Origin of the sequence: Planctopirus limnophila DSM 3776 (assembly GCF_000092105.1) — a bacterium.
In the GTDB taxonomy this organism is placed as follows: Bacteria; Planctomycetota; Planctomycetia; order Planctomycetales; family Planctomycetaceae; genus Planctopirus; species Planctopirus limnophila.
Genome location: NC_014148.1, coordinates 3157317 through 3175004, shown reverse-complemented (window position 1 = coordinate 3175004; position 17688 = coordinate 3157317). Strand labels below are relative to the sequence as shown.

14 protein-coding genes are annotated in these 17688 nt (G+C 54.6%); 8 read left to right on the top strand and 6 right to left on the bottom strand.

The window, feature by feature from the left end; all coding sequences use genetic code 11:
• Positions 1 to 55 precede the first annotated feature (55 nt).
• The 6 genes from PLIM_RS12540 to PLIM_RS12515 all read left to right on the top strand — a co-directional run bounded on the left by PLIM_RS12540 (position 56) and on the right by PLIM_RS12515 (position 6739).
• On the top strand, positions 56 to 1828 hold the full coding sequence (locus PLIM_RS12540; RefSeq protein WP_013110691.1) for a multiheme c-type cytochrome: 1773 nt from the start codon (positions 56 to 58) through the stop codon (positions 1826 to 1828).
• 118 nt (positions 1829 to 1946) lie between these two features.
• On the top strand, positions 1947 to 2255 hold the full coding sequence (locus tag PLIM_RS24565) for a DUF971 domain-containing protein (protein ID WP_013110690.1): 309 nt from the start codon (positions 1947 to 1949) through the stop codon (positions 2253 to 2255).
• A gap of 236 nt (positions 2256 to 2491) precedes the next feature.
• Positions 2492 to 3079 (top strand): class IV adenylate cyclase, encoded by a 588-nt coding sequence (gene cyaB, locus PLIM_RS12530; protein WP_013110689.1) that lies wholly within the window; start codon positions 2492 to 2494, stop codon positions 3077 to 3079.
• 293 nt (positions 3080 to 3372) lie between these two features.
• Positions 3373 to 4356 (top strand): DUF975 family protein, encoded by a 984-nt coding sequence (locus tag PLIM_RS22900; RefSeq protein WP_013110688.1) that lies wholly within the window; start codon positions 3373 to 3375, stop codon positions 4354 to 4356.
• A gap of 221 nt (positions 4357 to 4577) precedes the next feature.
• Positions 4578 to 5627 (top strand): Holliday junction branch migration DNA helicase RuvB, encoded by a 1050-nt coding sequence (ruvB, locus tag PLIM_RS12520; RefSeq protein ID WP_013110687.1) that lies wholly within the window; start codon positions 4578 to 4580, stop codon positions 5625 to 5627.
• Between the two features lie 83 nt (positions 5628 to 5710).
• Positions 5711 to 6739: a hypothetical protein gene (locus PLIM_RS12515; RefSeq protein ID WP_148227093.1), complete on the top strand. Its 1029-nt coding sequence runs from the start codon at positions 5711 to 5713 to the stop codon at positions 6737 to 6739.
• A gap of 285 nt (positions 6740 to 7024) precedes the next feature.
• On the opposite strand, the gene PLIM_RS12510 is transcribed toward PLIM_RS12515, so the two are convergent.
• From PLIM_RS12510 to PLIM_RS12495, 4 genes are all read right to left on the bottom strand, one after another.
• Complete coding sequence (locus tag PLIM_RS12510) at positions 7025 to 8047, bottom strand: hypothetical protein (protein ID WP_013110685.1); 1023 nt, start codon at positions 8045 to 8047, stop codon at positions 7025 to 7027.
• A gap of 112 nt (positions 8048 to 8159) precedes the next feature.
• On the bottom strand, positions 8160 to 8906 hold the full coding sequence (gene map / locus PLIM_RS12505; protein ID WP_013110684.1) for a type I methionyl aminopeptidase: 747 nt from the start codon (positions 8904 to 8906) through the stop codon (positions 8160 to 8162).
• Between the two features lie 556 nt (positions 8907 to 9462).
• On the bottom strand, positions 9463 to 13641 hold the full coding sequence (locus PLIM_RS22895; protein WP_013110683.1) for a class I tRNA ligase family protein: 4179 nt from the start codon (positions 13639 to 13641) through the stop codon (positions 9463 to 9465).
• Positions 13642 to 13709: 68 nt separating this feature from the next.
• Positions 13710 to 14150, bottom strand: coding sequence for a Dabb family protein (locus PLIM_RS12495; protein ID WP_013110682.1), 441 nt, complete (start codon positions 14148 to 14150; stop codon positions 13710 to 13712).
• 282 nt (positions 14151 to 14432) lie between these two features.
• Here PLIM_RS12495 and PLIM_RS12490 point away from each other — a divergent pair, with 282 nt between their 5' ends.
• Entirely contained in the window at positions 14433 to 15038 is a 606-nt protein-coding gene (locus tag PLIM_RS12490; RefSeq protein WP_013110681.1) for a DUF447 domain-containing protein, read from the top strand.
• Positions 15039 to 15126: 88 nt separating this feature from the next.
• The gene (locus PLIM_RS12485) at positions 15127 to 16104 is read left to right on the top strand and encodes a GHMP family kinase ATP-binding protein (RefSeq protein ID WP_013110680.1); all 978 of its coding nucleotides are present in this window, start codon (positions 15127 to 15129) and stop codon (positions 16102 to 16104) included.
• A 192-nt stretch (positions 16105 to 16296) separates the two neighbouring features.
• On the opposite strand, the gene PLIM_RS24420 is transcribed toward PLIM_RS12485, so the two are convergent.
• Together PLIM_RS24420 and PLIM_RS12480 are read right to left on the bottom strand one after the other, a co-directional pair.
• Positions 16297 to 16467: a hypothetical protein gene (locus tag PLIM_RS24420; protein WP_013110679.1), complete on the bottom strand. Its 171-nt coding sequence runs from the start codon at positions 16465 to 16467 to the stop codon at positions 16297 to 16299.
• A gap of 117 nt (positions 16468 to 16584) precedes the next feature.
• Positions 16585 to 17532 (bottom strand): alpha/beta hydrolase, encoded by a 948-nt coding sequence (locus PLIM_RS12480; RefSeq protein ID WP_013110678.1) that lies wholly within the window; start codon positions 17530 to 17532, stop codon positions 16585 to 16587.
• Positions 17533 to 17688: the final 156 nt, after the last annotated feature.

Sequence of the window (17688 nt, the reverse complement as noted above, 5' to 3'; positions counted from 1 at the left end):
GGCGTTGGATGAACCAGATTTCTGGTTTTTGCATGCCTCGCCAGGGATGTCTGCTATGCCTCGTCATCGTCGTCAGCGTGCTATTTCCTGTCCTCTGGGTGGTCAAAATCGCCCCGCGCAGTCCACTTCACCTAAATTGGGCCGGGTGCTCTGGCCCTGTCTTCTGGGACTGGCTTGCCTGACAACTCTGCTCACTGGAGGGGCGTGGGTCACGCGACTTGTTCCCAGCGATGCACAACTGGCAAGCCGAACTTCAACACAAGCTGTCTCCAGCTCTTCTTTGCCGTTACAGAACTCTGTATTGTCCGTCATCCCCTGGAATACGACCCTTGCACAGGCGGCTCAAGTGCCAGCCGGGCAGCTTCCTTCGGATACCAAATCATCAGAAGCCACATCCCAGTCCACCAGCCATACCAGTGAACCGCCTGTGGCGGAAGACTGGCCTCGCCCGCAAGCGGTCCTCATGCTCTCGGCAGAAACGAATGGCTATCTCGAACCTTGCGGTTGCTCATTAACCCAATCGGGTGGGATGTCGCGCAGGCTCGATCTTTTCCAGCGGCTTACCAAAAGAGGTTGGCCCGTCGCGGGGCTGGATGCCGGGGGATTCGTCAAGCGTTCCCGCCGCCAGGATCAGATCAAGTACGAAGCGATTCTGACGGCTTTGCGATCACTCAACTATCAGGTGATTGGCCTGGGGCCTGCGGATCTCCGTCTGGGGGCCGACTTCCTGCTGACACAACAGGTCGCTGATCCTGAGGAAGTGCAGAAGTCGCTCGCTATTTCTGGAGCGAATGTCACTTTCTTTGAATCACCCGATCTTGGCACTCCACTGCGTACAAAGACCTTCAAGATTGGCGAAGTGAAAGCCTGTGTGGTTTCAGTCCTTGGGAAAAGCCGAAGAGATGATGTCGCACCGGCCGGTGTGGCCAACAACATCACCTTCAGCGATCCCGATGAAGAGATTCGTAAAGCAATTGAGCAGTTCAAAGGTGAGAAGCCGCATCTGCTGATTCTGTTGAATAATGGGACTGTCGATGAAGCGAAAGAGTTCGCCCGCAAGTTCCCTGCGTTTCAGTTGATTGTCACGACGGGAGGGCCGGAAGATCCTCAATCGAAACCTGTGATGGAAGGTCGCTCGTGGATCATTCAGCCTGGCCAGAAGGGTAAGTATGTTTCGCTGGTGGGCTATTTTCCGGATGATGTAAAGACTCCATTCCGTTACGAACTGATCGATCTCGACAATCGCCGGTTCAAAGCGACGAAGCCGATGGAAAACCTCATGGCCGACTATCAGAAGCGGCTGGAGCTTGAACAAATCTCTTTAACACCAGAACTGGTCATTCCTCACCCGAGTGGACGCAAATTTGTAGGTTCTAAAGTGTGTGGCGATTGCCACACGAAAGCGTATGAAAAGTGGGAAGAAACCGGCCACGCCAAAGCGACTAAAAGTATCATCCATGGTCGTGGGGGGATTGAAGGGGAGTATATTTCGCGCATTTACGACCCGGAATGTATTAACTGCCACACCACAGGGTGGGAAGCACAGCAGGTTTTGCGGTATGACTCCGGCTACCGCGATCTGGAAACATCGGCCCATCTTTTCGGAAATGGCTGCGAAAACTGTCACTCTCCCGGGAGTGAGCATGTGCGGATTGAAAATGGTGGCAAAGCGACTGAAGAAGAGCAGGCCGCCGCTCGGCTGGCCATGCGTGTGACACTCGATCAGGCGAAAAAGACAACCTGCTATCAATGCCACGATGGAGATAACAGCCCAGGGTTTGAATTCGACAAATACTGGAAAGAAATCGCTCATCCCTGGAGAGATTGATCGATGGCTTTCGGAGTTGGGTGTTTGGTATTTGGTGTTTGAATACCGGCGGCTTACTCTCGACTTATCTCTCCAAGATCCAACACGCAACACCCAACACCCAACATCAAATTTTCCCATGCCGACTGATGCTCCCGAGATCATCCGTGCTCACCGTGAGACCGGGCTGTTTGAACTCAAATGGCCTGGGGAGAGCGAACTATTTGTTCGCTTTTTTGATGTTCGCTGCGGCTGCAGTTGTGCTGTGTGTGTGGATGAATTCACGGGCGAGCTACTGCTTGATCCTGCAAAAATCCCGGCTGAGATTGCCCCCGCTGGGCTTGATCTTGTGGGGCAGTATGCGATTCGCATTCGCTGGAACGACGGTCACAATACCGGGCTTTATACCTGGGAACGTCTACAACAACTGGCTCATGCTGATCGTTAATAGATCCCCAGGCATACCCTTCTTGATGTAGGGTGCAAGAAGTTCCGACGGATTGCACCATCTTCGCTTTCGCAAAAACCAACCGACCTGACTGATCAATCTTCTCCCGGCGAATTTCTCTGCTGTTCGGGATGCTCGCTTTTCATAAAAACGAGCGAAGGGTACATGATTGTTGGTCTCAAATCGGATATCCCCCGAATCACAAACGTCTTCCTTTTACAGATCGCTGAGCAGGCATGGCTGATATCGAAGTGGAAATTAAGTTTTCTTTGAACGATGTCGAAGCGTTTCGTGGCGTTCTGCTGGAGCACGAGGCGATTTGTGCCGGGCCCGCCATGACGGAAAGTGATGAGTACTTCGCACATCCTGCACGCGATTTCGCGACAACCGGGGAAGCGTTACGGGTCCGTTCGACGCCGCTGGAGACCATTCTCACTTACAAAGGCCCCAGGCTCGATCAACTCACGAAAACACGTCATGAGATTGAGGCCCCGCTGGTGGGTTCGACGGGGCCATTGGCTGCAGACAAGTCACCCCTGGCGATCTGTCAGATCCTCTTGGCGTTAGGGTTTCGCTCTGTTCGAAAAGTTGTCAAGAGTCGGCAGTTCTGGACTCTTCCTGATGAAGAGTATGTGCTGGTCTGCACGATCGATCATGTACCGGAACTCGGCCACTTTGCCGAACTCGAAATCATCACTGAGGAACAGGCCTGGCAACCCGCGCGGGATCGCCTGCTGGAATGGGCTGCTCGTTTGAAGTTAGACCAACCCGAAAACAGGTCTTATCTGGAACTTCTGCTCGATGATGAGCAAAGGCCGTCATGAGCCTGGGCCGTCATGAGCCCGGGCTTTCGTGAATGATAAACTGTCCATGAAGGGCTTTGCTCATTTTCTGAAAGACCCTCTTCAGTTCACAGCGAACACTTGTTAACTTCTTCGCGTCATCAGTTCTGCAATGATCGAATTGAAGTAATCCATCGGAATTGTCGCTTCGTAAGCATGGCCCGAAGTACTTGCCCACTTCAAGCGGGAGCGGGGATTGCCAAGTGCCAAGTGTTCTGCGTTCTTCGTGAGTTTTTGCCTTTCCTATCGTTCTCCATCGTCAAGGTAACCAATCCGTGGCCATTGAATTCAACTGTCCGCACTGTGATAAATCACTCAGCACCTCTGAGGATCGGGCTGGACGTAAAGCGAAATGTCCTGGTTGTGGCGAAGTTGTCACTGTGCCGGGGCTGGATCAACCGGCTGCCGAAGATGACTTTGAAGAGGGTCTTCCGCCTCCGCCACCTGTGGGGAAAATGCGTGACACGCGAGCGAAAGTCGCCTGCCCCATGTGCGGTGGCGAAGTCCTGGCGGCTGCTAAGCGGTGCAAACATTGCGGTGAAGATCTCTCTCCTGAAGGGGGTGGTGAGGCATCTTCGGGAGCCACGGGAGAACTGACAAAGATCGAAGCTGGGGAAGTCATTGGCAGCGCGTGGAAGGTTTACTTGAAAAACCTCGCCCCGTGTCTGGTGGGAAGTTTTCTCGTCAACCTGTTGTCGCAACTGGCCACCATTCCACAGCAGATCATCCCTGGTCTCGTGATGGGTGACGGTGAAGATCCGACCGGTGTGATGGTCGGGCTGGCCATGCTCTTAGGCTTCATGGCCATGTCGTTCTGTGTCGGTGCATTTTTGCAGATCGGGCTTTGCCAGCTCTTTTTGAAAGCTGCCCGCGGCGAAGATCCTCAAATTGGCGATATCTTCAGCGGTGGCAAATTTTTCCTGCGCTACGCCATTTCGCTGGTGTTGTTCAGCATCGCATTTGGGATTGGCATGGTGCTGTGTATCATTCCCGGGATTCTTGTGAGTTGCATGTTCTATCCGTTTGCCTATGTGATTGTGGCTGAAAACTCTAAGGGGATTGATTGCTTTTCGAGATCACAGGAAATAACCAAAGGGAATCTGCTGCAGATTTTCGTGCTGATGCTGGCTGGAGCCGGGATTAATCTGCTGGGGATTCTGGCGTTGTGCGTCGGGGCGATCTTTACTCTGCCACTCACGCTGTTATTCACCGCCGTCGCTTATCTGAAGATGACTGGGCAGGAAGTGGTTGAAGTCTGATTCTCGTGCAGAATTTCCTGAATCTGCATTTCAAATCCGGCGCTGATCAGTTCGAAAAGAGTTTGCGAGAAAGGTTTTCTCGTCCGTGACCCTGGCGCGGACGAGAAAATCGGAATTTGCCCAGCCTGCGAGCCAGTTTACATCGCAGGGAATGGTGAGATCGGCTAATCTCCGTTTGTATTTCAGGAGTTGCCCGTTTCGACATTCCCACGGAGAGGGGTATGGCTCGCGAAAAGATCTTCACTGGCCCGGCTGATGGAGCGGTCGCCAGTACTGTTCGTTCCAGTGCTGCGGGGGCTCCTGCAGCGAATGCGTTCGATGACCGTGCGCTCGACGAAGAGTTACGTCCTTCGCGGCTGGCCGATGTTGTCGGTCAGCGAAAGGTCGTCGAACGTCTGGAAATCATGCTCGCTGCGACGAGGATGCGCACTGAGCCACTCAGCCATATTCTGCTCGATGGTCCGCCTGGTCTGGGCAAAACGACCCTCGCTTTGGCACTGGCCAAAGAACTCGATGTCGAATGCCAGATCACCTCGGGCCCGGCCCTGGCGGCCCCGAAAGATCTGCTGCCTTATCTGACAAACGCGAGTGGCAATTCGATTCTCTTCATCGATGAGATCCATCGTCTGCCGGCCGCCGTCGAAGAGTTTATCTATCCCGTGATGGAAGACTTCCGTGTTGATATTGTCCTCGGGGAAGGGCTCAACGCGCGGACCATCAATATGAAACTCAAGCCATTCACCATTGTGGGGGCCACGACGCGTTCTGGCATGCTCACTGCTCCTTTGCGGGATCGCTTCACGTTTCGTGAGCATCTGGAGTTCTACGAAGAGGCTGATCTGGCAGAAATCGTTCGCCGTAATGCGATCAAATTGCGGACCAAAATCGACGATTCCTCAGCTCTTGAGATTGCCCGCCGCAGCCGGGGAACACCTCGTAAATCGAACAATCTATTGCGCTGGGCGAGAGACTTTGCGACTGTCAAGCAGAAGGAGGGTCTCATTACTAATGAGATTGCCCGACAGGCTCTCGCGATGCTGGAAATCGATGTGCTGGGTCTCGAAGAGCAGGATCGCAAGTATCTACGTACGATTGTGAATGTCTTTGGTGGCGGCCCGGCTGGTCTGGCGGCGATTGCCCACACGATGAACTGCCCCCCCGATACACTCGAGGATGAGGTCGAACCATTTCTGTTGCGCTGCGGCTTTATCCAGAGAACACCGCGCGGCCGGATCGTGACGGCTTCTGGGTTGAATCATCTCTCGGGGTAGCATGCCCACTTTGTTCATGATCTTCTTGTGCAGCTTCTCGATTAGATCGATCGATTCACATGCCAGCCAGGGGCCATTCGCTCATGAGTCAGGCGGCAACAATGGATGACAGCACTTCCGGCGATGGCCCGATCTGCCTGGCGATTACGTTTTTCCTGTTAGGGATTGGCTACGCATTGCCAGTCGTAATGTGGCCGACGATTGATCCTTCCCTGGAAGTCAAAAGTACTGGCACGATGAATCTTTACACGCTCACTGCCTGGGGTGGGCTGGCTCACTTTTTCTATGCGTGGCGCGGGCAGAATCTGGCTCTTGGCGTTTCATCTGCAGCGACAGGTTCATGGGCCTGGAGTTGGCGGCCCATGTTTTTAGGAATTCTGGCTTTGATCTTGGGGGTGACGGCTCTGGGGAGGTGGTTCATTCCGGTGAGAATTTTTGATGGGGTTGTCTGGGTCTACTTCATTCCGCATTTTCTGAAAGCGGAAGGGATCTTTCAGAAACGAGCGGCACCCCTTCGCCGTGACAATACCCTGCTGCTGATGAGCTTTGCCTACTTTTCAATTGTGATTTTAGCCCACGAATTCTGGGCTGAGCATCAGGTGCTCGCTTTCAGTCTGGGTGTGGCGATGATTCTGGCCATTGGCTATTGGGGCGGCCTGGCGGCTTTGAGAAGTAAAGATCGGATGCCTGTCACTCTCATGTCGGCATTTCTGGTGGGTGAAACACTCGTCTGGAGTGAGTATGCACCCTATATGTCTCCCACGTTTGCCGATGGTGTCTATGGTTTTCATGTCGCGGGTGCCAGTTTCTATCACTACACGCGGGCTTATGCTTTTGGAATTGCGAGACAGTCGACGGGCAGTCTGAAACTCACCGATCTGTGGCTTTCGATCCCGCGTATACTGATTGTGCAGATGATGGTTATTGTGCTCGGTATTCTGATTGGCTACGCATGGCCTGTGAAGCTGATGTCACGTTCATCTCCTGAGCTGCTGGCACTGCTCTTGAGTGGGATCTGGGCACCACAGTTCTTTACCGTCTGGGTTGGCTGGCATCTTCTGAGTAGTGATGCTTTCCCCTATTACCGCCGCTGGCTGGCACGATGGTCGTAGATGTTCGTTTGAAGGGATAAGGCTGATGTCTATCGCCCGGTCTTAATGAGCAGCGGATGGTCTGCTTCACTGTACCAGAGAGGTTTTCTGGCAATAGAACCACTGCGTGATGGGCACACAGGTACGTCGTATATGGCTTGGATTTGTGGCCTACTCGTTTAATTATTGCTGTGATGCAGGAGCACTGCTGGGCAAGCCAGCAGTGGCACACCTGGCTATCTTGTTTCTCTTGATTTGGCTCAAGATAGTTCAATAATCCAAGAGTGTAGATGTTTATCGAGCTGGTTAGTCATCCAGCATGAGTTCTGGGGCGAGCAACTCATCTGCAGCAGTTACCTTGGCATTACGAACAGTGTATCGTACTTCATAATCAAAGCCTGTTTTCTTCCGAATCTGCTCATTGATCGACTTCTCGGCTTCGACAAGTAGTCCGGTGATTTCAATGGGCTCCTTATACAAGCGGGCGTTTCCCTCGATGAGTTCTTCCAGTCCTTCCACTTGCAGCACATTGTCACGGTAGCTGAAAAGCCATTCCCCTTGCTTGGTGTACGCGATCCCCCGGAGTGCCACCTCACGCCCAACCTGATCTTCGAGAAGAGTGAGCCGGGCCCGTCCTTTCTCGACGCGGAAAATGTCACTTTCGTCTGTGGCACGAACCACTCCAAACACCTCAGCCTGTTTTCCTTCCTCTGCTTCGGACCATTTTCTTAAATCGGTTAATATCAATTTCCATTCGGGGGTACGGATGGTGGCAACATCGCCTTCATTCTCCGCCGTTCCGGAGAGAAGGGCGGTAGTTCCGATAAAGTCGATGGGCTTCCATTCGACGGCATTGGTTTTCTCCATAGGAAATACAGTCAACGAGTTGCGAAAATAGAATCCCGTCGTCTGGATCGGTATTCCCCCAGCCTTATAGGCCTCAGACGGAATTCCAACGAACCCCCCCGTCTCATAGGCCAGCATGCTGTATGTACTTCCATTGACGATTTCAAATGGCTTCTTTCGACGACTTCTGCTCTTCCCCTGAAAGTCGTAAAAGTAGGGAGTCATGGGGATGCGGATGTGCCGCTGCGTCGGTTTGCCATTGATCATTTGGACTAGCAGATTCGGTCCGCCCTCATAGCCCTTTTCAGGCCCTTCGATCGCGACTCCTCTGACGGTTGCTAACTCTCCCAGTGGGATTCCCAGTTTTCCAATCAGCTCAAATCGATCTCCTGGATCGTTGATGGGTACGGGGATTCGGGCCTCCTGGCCAAATCCAAGAGAGGCGAGGCATATCCAACAAATAGAAACTGCTAATTGTTTCATCTGGTCCGATCTCTCTCATTGTTAATCGCATCCGGTAAACGCTGGGGAGCACTGTCGTTGTGTGGAACAAAAGTGACTTTAATCAGTCGCTGAGTTGGACGAGTTTTCTCGATTACCAACCCGTTACAACAATCGGCATTCCTTTGGTGATGATCATCGTGTGCTCGTACTGGGCCGATAAATTGCCGCGTGCTCCCACCAGTGTCCAGCCGTCGGGTTGCTCCTTGACCAGTCGGCTTCTGGTGGAAAGGAATGGCTCAATGGTGATGACCATCCCCTCTTTCAATCGCCTGCGGTCGGTCGGATCGTAGTAGCCGGCGATATGCTCGGGGGCTTCATGCAGCGCCCGGCCAATTCCGTGGCTGCCCAGGTTTTCGAACACCTGGAAGCCATGCCTTTCTGCTGTTCGCTGGATCGCTGCGCCGATCCCATGGATCGGCTGCCCGGCAGTGGCTCGCTGCATGGCTGCTTCCAGAGCCTTGCGAGTCGCCTCGCACAACCGCGTCTTCTGCGGATTAGTGGGCGGCAACACCTTCGTCCCCCCGGTGTCGGCGAAGTAGCCATCCAGCTCGGCGGAGACATCGATGTTCAAGACATCGCCCGGTTGGATCACCCGCTCACCCGGAATTCCGTGAGCCGCTTCTTCGTTGATGCTGATGCAGGTGGCACCAGGGAAGTTGTAGGCGAGGCGCGGTGCTGATCGGGCGCCATAACGCTCCAGTAATCTCTCACCGATCGCGTCCAGTTCCCGCGTCGTCATTCCCGGTACTGCGGCCGCCAGCATCTCTCGTAATACGTTGGCGACAATTCCACCGATCCGTTTGAGCGCGGCGACATCGTCTTCCGATTCAATCGTCATGAGTGTTTCCCTGCGAAAAATGGCATATCGCTAGCGGCAGGTTTGCGACTTCATCGACCCAGCCGGATTTGTAGGCCTCGTCGATCGTAAAGTCGAGGCTTTCGGTGGTGTGATACAGATCCGGGAGTTTCTGGCGATCCAGTCGAATGGTGAAATTCGGTTTCAATGTGATCGACGATCAGGATGGTGCATTTCGTCGGAACTTCATGCACCCTACTTGAATGCGGTGGGTTGCGCTTTGCTTAACCCACCCTACGTTTGAGACTACGTTTGAGACGGAAGGACGGCAGGGCGGGGGCCTGCCCTACGGTTTCCGATCAAAATGTTATTCGGCATGCTTGCTCAGAGCCGCAAACATGGCACGAAGAGTGTTGTTGTTTTGTGGATGTGGGTTGCTGGTTGGTTGCTGTTTGTGGTGCATTTCGTCGGAACTTCATGCACCCTACTTGAATGCGGTGGGTTGCGCTTTGCTTAACCCACCCTACGTTAAATACTACGTTAAAAACGGAAGGAAGGCAGGCGGGGGCCTGCCCTACGGGAATGTGTCAAGACAGTGTTATTTGATTGTTATGATAACCTCGGCTGCGCCGACTTGTACGGGTTTTCCAGAGAGACCCGACGCGGGGGTGATCTCGTTGGCGAGGGTTTCGCTAGAGATCAGGTCGGACCACTCCTTGAGCATTTCTGCCACAATCGGTTCGCTGGTCTGGTAGTTGACGGTGATGCGTTGCTGGATTTCCAGGTTGGCGTCTTTTCGGGCCTGCTGGATGTGGCGGATGAAGTCGCGGGCCATCCCTTCCATGACAAGTTCTGGAGTGAGGGTCGTGGAGAGGGCGACCTGGATGCCGGATTCATCGCCGGCGACCCAGCCTTCGGCCTGATCGGCTCCGATGAGAACATCGTCCGGGCCAATGATGACTGCTTCGCCGCCAACCGTCGCGTTGATCGTCTGGCCACGACGGAGCGATTCCAGCAGGTTGCCCGGGAGCTTGGGAAGTTCTTCGCGGAAGGCATTGAGGAGCTTGCCGTATTTCGGGCCGAGGGTTTTGAGGTTCGGTTTGTAGGTGTACTTGACGATATCGCCCAATGATTCAAAGCCGCTGACGGCTTTGACGTTGAGTTCGTCGGCGATGACGTCTTTCAATGAGCTGATCGAAGTGAGGTCGTCGCTGCTGAGTGTGGCGAAACGGAGTTCGGCCAAAGGCTGACGCACGCGTTGATCGGCGACTTCCCGCAGCTTGTGAGCGACGCGTACGACCGTTTGAGCCAGTGACATCCGCCTGTTGAGTGAGGTATCCAGCAGCGATTCGTCGGCAGTGGGGTAGTCGCAAAGATGGACCGATTCGGGGGCGTCGGGCTGGCCCGAGGTGAGGTTGCCGTACATCCGTTCGGCGAGGAACGGCGTCATCGGTGCCATCAGTTTCGTGAGGGTGAGGAGAGTTTCGTAGAGTGTCTGATAGGCTGCACGCTTGTCGAGATCGCCGGTATCTTTGGAACGCCAGAAGCGGCGGCGATTGCGGCGGATATACCAGTTGGAGAGATCATCAATGAAGCGGGCGAGGGCTGCACAGGCGGCGGGTGTGTCGAACGCTTCGAAGCCAGCGCGGACCTGCTGAATGAGGGCTTGCAGGTTCGAGAGCAGCCAGCGGTCGATCTCGGGGCGTTCGGCCACCGGGACGATCGCCGCATTCGGGTCGAACTCGTCCAGCCGGGCGTAGTTGACGAAGAAGGCGTAGGAGTTCCACAGCGGGATGAGGACCTGGCGGCGGACTTCGTCGGCGGGGCCGCTGGTGACTTTGCAGGTGGGAACACCATCGATGGTGGTGTTGGTCGGGCCATTGACCGTTTCGAGAGTGACCTTTTCATCGGGATGGCGGGTGCCGAAGCGCAGGTCGGAAGCGGGGTTCTGCTGGAGATACATCCAGCGCATGGCGTCGACACCGATCTGTTCGGCGGCTTCTTCAAACCAGATGGCCGTGCCATCGGATTTGTGCATGGGTTGGCCTTGCTCGTTCATGACGAGGCGGTGGCCGAGGAGGGTTTTGAAGGGCGGCGTGCCATCCATCATGGTGGCCATGGAGAGGAGGGAGTAGAACCAGTTGCGGAACTGGCCGGGGAAACATTCGGTGACGAGGTCGGCGGGGTACCACTTCTTCCACATGTCGGGATGGGTGTTGTAGCCCATGGTGGAGAAGGAGACGATGCCGGCGTCGAGCCAGGGGTTGCCGACGTCTTCCACGCGGGTCATGAGGTTGCCCGTTTTAGGATTGCGGATCTTGACGCCGTCGATCCAGGGTTTGTGGGGCGTGTGGCCCTGGAAGTCGTTCCAGCCTTCGCCACCATCGAGGGCGCGCTCTTTAAGTTCGGCGAGAGAGCCGATGACTTCGAAGTCGCCGGTAAGTTCATCGACCCAGATGGGGAGGGCGAGGCCCCAGTAGCGTTTCTTGGAGATCATCCAGTCGCGCATGTTGGTGAGCCATTCGACTTCGCGTTCCTGGCCCTGAATGCTGTCGGGAAGCCAGTTGATCTGCCTGGTGACGCCCATGATTTCGTCGCGCCAGTCCATGTTGATGAACCATTCATCGACGAGACGGAAGACAAGTTCATCGCCGGTACGCCAGCAGAAGGGATAGATGTGCGGGTACTTCTCTTCGGCGACGAGCAGGCCTTTCTCCTTGAGGCTGTCGATGACGAGTTGCACGGTGTCGGGATGGACGGCGTTCTTGCCGGTGAAGGGGCCGAAGCCTTCGAGGAAGTTGCCGTCTGGGCCGAGCGGTGCGATCGTGGGGAGACCGTTGGCGAGGCCGATCTGATGATCGACATCACCACAGCCTGGCGCACTATGGACAATGCCTGTCCCTTCGCCTTCCTTGACGTTAGGTGCCCCTTTGAAGTCGCGACCACCGTCGATGACCCGATGGCATTCAACAGCAGATCGCCTTGCCAATCCCTGCAATTCTGTGTCCAGTTGAAGCACTAGTGTCGAGTGTAGTCTCGCAATAAGTGACGTTGAATCGTTACAGAACAAGCCTTCGGAAAATAATAAATTGCCTTCAAACAATAAGTCCTCGTGCTGAATCATTCTCTCATTATCGAACTCTTCCCTTTCGTCGTGATTTTCAAATTCTTCGATCAACAATGATACTTCTTCGAGTGTTAACCAGCATTCAGATTTTAGAAAACTGGTCGAACCGAGGCGAACTAGTAAATCCTTGATCTCACGTAGCGTCATTGATGGGTTAAGTTCTGCGGAGAAGAACCCCAGGTTTTTGTGCTTTTTAAGAATTGCTCGAATGTTTCGGAGTAAATGCAAAACCTGGGAACGGATGATTGCGAACCTTATTGCTACAAATGATGCGGCAAGTTCATTCTTCTTGTCTATCGATAGGTCCACCATGACATTATAAATGTCGGCATCGTCTGTTTTGTATTTGTCGAGTGCCTCATTGATTTTTAGAACTTCACTATTGTACGTCGCCTTCAATGAATCTGCAAAAGCGTCGTTTTGCAGTGTTGGTCCATAAAAGTCATTAAGGAGAAGATCTTCGAGATTTCCTCGCGATGACGTATAGGCGCTTGAGCGTGGGGCACCTCCTGCAGAGTTCTGCGCGTCGAGTTCATCAAATGGGCCGCGATATTTGCGGCCGACGAGGGCTTCGCCCTTGACGGTCTCCAGCACTTCGTAGCCGCCGGATTCCTTGAAGATCTGCGAGAGGGTTTTGAGCTTGGGGGTGCCTTTGGGCCATTGCCATTCGGGGCGGCCGAAGCCTTCCTTGAACTCTTTGGCGAGGCGCTGGAATTCGAGGTTGTCTTTGGCGAAGTAGTAGACGAGGCCGTCCTTTTTGGACTGGAGTTTCACATACTCGAGTTCGGGGTTGATCATGGCGGCGACGTTGCTGGTGAGCGTCCAGGGAGTCGTCGTCCAGATGAGGAGGTTTTCCTTGGTTTCCTGTCCGGCGTCATCAAGGAGTGGAAAGCGGACGAAGAGGGCGCGGTGGGTGGTGAGTTTGCGTCCGTCGGCGACTTCCATCTGGCTGTAGGCACTGCCGCCGCGACCGGACCAGGGCATGACGTCGTGGCCGCGATAGACCTTGCCGCGTTCGAAGCATTTTTTGAGGAATGTCCAGATGGTTTCGTTGTTTTCGGTCGAGAAGGTGAAATAGCTGCCGCCCCAATCGGGGTTGCCGAGGCGTGAGACGAGTTGTTCGGCTGGTGCGGTCTCGGTGATGCCTTTGGGGGTGGTGAGGGTGACGGGGGTTTCGCTGCCAATGGCTGAGGCCAGTTTGCGGAGTTCTTCCGGGCGATCCCATTCCATCCAGTAGCCGAGGCGGACGGATTGTTCGGTCTGGATGGCGGCGTACTTCAGCACGCGGCGTTTACACTCCTGCACGAACTTATCGATGCCGAACTCTTCGATGGCACTTTTGGCACCGAGGCCGAGTTGCTTTTCGACTTCGACTTCGACCCAGAGGCCCTGGCAGTCGAATCCGTTCTGGTAACGGAGGTCGCGGCCGTTCATGGCCCAGTAGCGTTGGAAGGAATCTTTGTAGGTGCGGCCCCAGGCGTGGTGGACACCCATGGGATTGTTGGCAGTGATCGGGCCGTCCAAAAAACTCCAGGGCTGTTTGCCGGCGTTTTTGGCCCGGAGTTTCTGGAAGATGTGGCGTTCGTTCCAGAACTTGAGGACGGTGTGCTCACCCGTGATGAATTCGGCGTCGTTGACTTTGGAGAACATAGGTGGTGGAGACTTTGGAAGTTTGAAGTTTGAAGTTGGAAGTTGGAAGTACGGAGCTGGGAGTTGGGTTATTTCCAGTAGTCGAAGACGAGGACTTTTTCGCGTTTATCTTTGACGACGTTGACGTAGGCGAGGTGTGCGGGGTGTGTCAGGTAGGTTTGCAGGTCGGCTTCGGAGCGGAAGCTGACGACGAAGGCCTGGGTCATCCCTTCGGACTTGCCTTCCTGGCTGACGTTGGAGCCGCACTCGAAATCGGCGATTTGTGGAATCTGTTTGGGGAGAGCCGAGAAGGTGTCGATCACTTCCTGGACTTGAGCTGGCGTGGTGGTCTCTTTGAACTTGTAGAGCACGATATGCCTTAAAAGTTTCTCGGGAGCCCGGGCTTCCGCACCTCGCAGATTTCCCTCGCCGGAATGAAGAACCAGCGAGGAAACGATGGCCGCAAGCAGCGCCACGCTGGCGATGGTCTTGATGTTCAAGCGGCTGGTGGGGAAGAGGTTGGTGTTCATGAGAGGCTCCAGTCGATGTCTGTTGTTCAGGAGAGTGGCGACATGTCGCAGGCAGGCTCCCGCTTATATGTCAGTTGTAACGATTTCTGCATTTTTCGGCACGGGTAGAAGGTGCCCACCGCATGCAGAAACGGATTTTGCAGTGGCAGGAATGACAACCTCTCGCTCCGTTCCGTTCGGTCGCAAAGTTGCGTAAGCTGCCCAGATGCAGTTTTGTGCGTGAAGTTGAAATCTGCCAGAGTGTTACCGGCTTTTGCCTGCTTATTTTTTTGAGGGGCCCCTGTGATTCTGGAAGGTTTATTGCTCACGACGAACGCCACGGGTCAACTGAATCTGGCTCCGATGGGCCCGATTGTCGAATCACTCGAACAATCGTCAACAGAGCTCACACGTTTCACTTTGAGGCCGTTTTATCCTTCGACCACGCTGGCGAATCTGCAGGCTGTTCCCCAGGCGACTTTTCACACCACAGATGATGTTCTGCTGCTGGCGCGGGCTGCACTGAAAGAATCGTTGCCAGAGCCATTCGCGCTGCCGCCAATCATGCCTCTCGATGCTCCTTCGACGGGTTATCGGCTGGTGGATTGCTGCCAGTGGTGGAGTCTGGAAGTTCTTTCGATCGACGCTGGATCGCAGAGGGCGACGATTATCATGCAGGCTGCCAGTTCAGGAATTGTCAGGCCCTTCGTGGGCTTTCATCGCGCCCGGCACGCCGTCCTGGAAGCGATCATTCTGGCGACGCGGACATCGATTCTCGAACCGGCAGTGATCTGGGAAGAGATCAGGCGTTGGCAGCCTCTGGTCGATAAGACAGGTGGCCCTCGCGAACGGGAAGCGTGGGAGCTGGTGATGTCCATCATCGAACAGCGTCTGGCGAACAGACCGTAATCGAGTTAAGGTTTTGGAGTCCGTGAGAATGACATGTCATTGATGGGCTCGAAACGAGCCTTTGCTCAAAACCTGCCAGCAGATGCTCATGAATGCTGAAATGATTGTGGAAACCGGTTGCCGACTGCACTTTGGGCTCCTCTCCACAGACCCTGCCCACGATCGCTCGTTTGGCGGGCTGGGTGTGATGCTGGAATCTCCTGGTTGGTCAATTCATTTTGCGGCAGCAGCGCAGGACAGCGATAGCGTTGTGGCGGATGGCGAGACTCAAGCCCGCATTCAGCGGCTTCTGGCACTATTACGCGTTAATGAACCCTTTGCGGGCCAGCCACCATTGGCGGTGACAGTTCGACGACCGCTGGCTCATCATGCCGGCCTGGGTTCTGGGACTCAACTGGCGATGGCGGTGGTCGATGGGTGGGCCCGATTTCTGGGCCTCACGCTGGCCAACGACGAGGTTTTTCGCCTCTCGCGACGCGGGGCGCGTTCGTCGATTGGTCAATTCGGCTATTTTTCCGGCGGTTTTCTGGTCGATGCGGGGCACAATCGTCCCACGGATCAGGCGGTTCACAAGCGGGATTCCATCGTCGTTCGGATGGATTTTCCAGAGCAGTGGAATTGGTGGCTCATCTCTCCACAGAATTCGACGGGGTTATCGGGCGAGGCCGAGCTGAAGGCGTTTCGTGAGATGTCGCCAATCCCGCAGGCGATGACCGATCGGTTGGCTGCGCTGACGCTGCTTTCGATCTTGCCGGGGCTGAAGTCGCGAAATTTCGGGGAGTTTGCTACGGGGCTGCATGAGTATGGTCGGCTGGTGGGCGAGCATTTTGCGGCAGTGCAGGGGAGTGTGTTTTCGTCGCCACTTATGGGAGATCTGGCGAAGCATTTGATGGGAGCAGGGTTGCCGTGTGTGGTGCAATCGTCGTGGGGGCCGACGGTGGCGGTGCCTGTGACAACAGAGATCGAGGAAGAATTTGAAGCTGCCTGGAAGAAGTGGCCGCCGCATGAAAGATGCGATCGATTGAGAACGAAAGCGATGAATCGCCGGGCTGTGATCCGTCGATGATTGTGCGGAGAAGCTTCAACGTGTGAGTCAGGCTTTTTCTAATAAGATCATAGCGCTCTGTTGAATGCGAAGCCATGCTTGTCCAAGGCTACAAGCATGGCACAAAGCTGTTCTGGCGCAATGCATCTACTGGCAATGAATTCTATATATAAGCCAAATGAACTGCCTCTGTCATCAATCACCAAAAACAAATTAATCGGTCCATTCTTCACCGGTTTGTAGTGATCGTAAGCAGAGCAGACGGCGCGTGGTATTTGCTCGAAGGGAAATCTTCAGTCCTGCGGTTTCACAGATGATCTCACGCGCACGCCTTTGGCGAATGAGGCGGCGGGCCATCTCAGGATCATTAATGATGGTGGTCATTTTCTTCTCCTTGCTACGTCTCGCCAACTCATGGGGACGTGGATCGTACGAATGGATCTATCGCCATGCTCAGGTGGCGGCAAGATGGGCGTCTGATTCCTGTTCTTCCCGATCTGGCTAGTTAGAACTCTCTGGAGGGGTTATGGGCTGCGCTATGTTGGCCCGCAGTTTTTGAATTTCCCGCCTGAGTGTTTCTTCGGGCACTCCATTATGGCTACCTTCGGGGATCGTGACGAACTGCTTCGCTACCTGAGAGGCTGATCGTTCAGGGGCAGCAGCGAAGAGTCGTTCGGCTTCGAAATAGGGCGTGATGCGGTCGGCGGTCCCATGAAACTGCAGGATCGGCGAGGTCACTTTCCCAATTCGATCAATCGAAGGGAATGGATCCCAGACGAAGAGTGATAAGAGGGGCAGATATGGGTAGTGATAGCGAGCGGTTGCGGGGATGGATGAGTAGGTTGATTTGAGAATCAAGGCCGCCGGTGGGCTCTTGGCTTCAGAGAGTTCGGCTGCCAGTCGAGTGGCCACACCGCCTCCCATCGATTCCCCAAAGAGTGTGATCTTTTCGGGCGAATAGCCGAGTTGTGTGGTTGCGAATTTCCAGATCGCTTGAGCATCGCTGGCGAAGTGCTGCTCCGAAGGTGATCCCTGGTTCTCGGCATAGCCTTGATAGTCGAAGATCAGAATGTTGTAACCCAGTCTCAACAGATCGAGGCAGATCTCCTGCCGGTCACTGCGGGTGCCCGAGTTGCCGGGAAAGTAGATTAACAGTTGCCTGGCGGGAGTCTCGGCTGTGGCAGGCCGCTCGTAATACCAGCCGTGGAGAGTGAGTTCATCGCTGATTTTAATCTTCACATCCTGCACATCGATCAGGCCAGCACCTGCCAGGTGACCTGAAAGCGGGGCTGTTTTTGTGGGTTGAAAGATCAACTGCCGCTGAAAAGTGATGAGGAGCAGATGCACCAACACATAGGGCACGAGCAGCCAGATCAATAGACGGCGGCCATACAGCCAGAGGAGATTCGTGCGGCGAAATGGTTCTCGTGGAGGAAGTTCAAGCGGCATCTGATGATGTCCTTTGCGCTCCAGGATTTCTGGCAAGAACGTTTTGTGACCCGCCAAAGTCTACCATGAACTTCTTGCAGATCATCTCGGAACTCATTGTTCGTCTGCCAAATGATGATGAGTGGGCATGATCTGGATGTCATGCCCAGGCAATTC

Bases quoted from the DNA above. Each gene is read 5' to 3' on its own strand.
- PLIM_RS12540 (WP_013110691.1), top strand. From the start codon at position 56: ATGCCTCGTCATCGTCGTCAGCGTGCTATTTCCTGTCCTCTGGGTGGT.
- PLIM_RS24565 (WP_013110690.1), top strand. From the start codon at position 1,947: ATGCCGACTGATGCTCCCGAGATCATCCGTGCTCACCGTGAGACCGGG.
- cyaB (WP_013110689.1), top strand. From the start codon at position 2,492: ATGGCTGATATCGAAGTGGAAATTAAGTTTTCTTTGAACGATGTCGAA.
- ruvB (WP_013110687.1), top strand. From the start codon at position 4,578: ATGGCTCGCGAAAAGATCTTCACTGGCCCGGCTGATGGAGCGGTCGCC.
- PLIM_RS12515 (WP_148227093.1), top strand. From the start codon at position 5,711: ATGAGTCAGGCGGCAACAATGGATGACAGCACTTCCGGCGATGGCCCG.
- PLIM_RS12510 (WP_013110685.1), bottom strand. From the start codon at position 8,047: ATGAAACAATTAGCAGTTTCTATTTGTTGGATATGCCTCGCCTCTCTT.
- map (WP_013110684.1), bottom strand. From the start codon at position 8,906: ATGACGATTGAATCGGAAGACGATGTCGCCGCGCTCAAACGGATCGGT.
- PLIM_RS22895 (WP_013110683.1), bottom strand. From the start codon at position 13,641: ATGTTCTCCAAAGTCAACGACGCCGAATTCATCACGGGTGAGCACACC.
- PLIM_RS12495 (WP_013110682.1), bottom strand. From the start codon at position 14,150: ATGAACACCAACCTCTTCCCCACCAGCCGCTTGAACATCAAGACCATC.
- PLIM_RS12485 (WP_013110680.1), top strand. From the start codon at position 15,127: ATGAATGCTGAAATGATTGTGGAAACCGGTTGCCGACTGCACTTTGGG.
- PLIM_RS24420 (WP_013110679.1), bottom strand. From the start codon at position 16,467: ATGACCACCATCATTAATGATCCTGAGATGGCCCGCCGCCTCATTCGC.
- PLIM_RS12480 (WP_013110678.1), bottom strand. From the start codon at position 17,532: ATGCCGCTTGAACTTCCTCCACGAGAACCATTTCGCCGCACGAATCTC.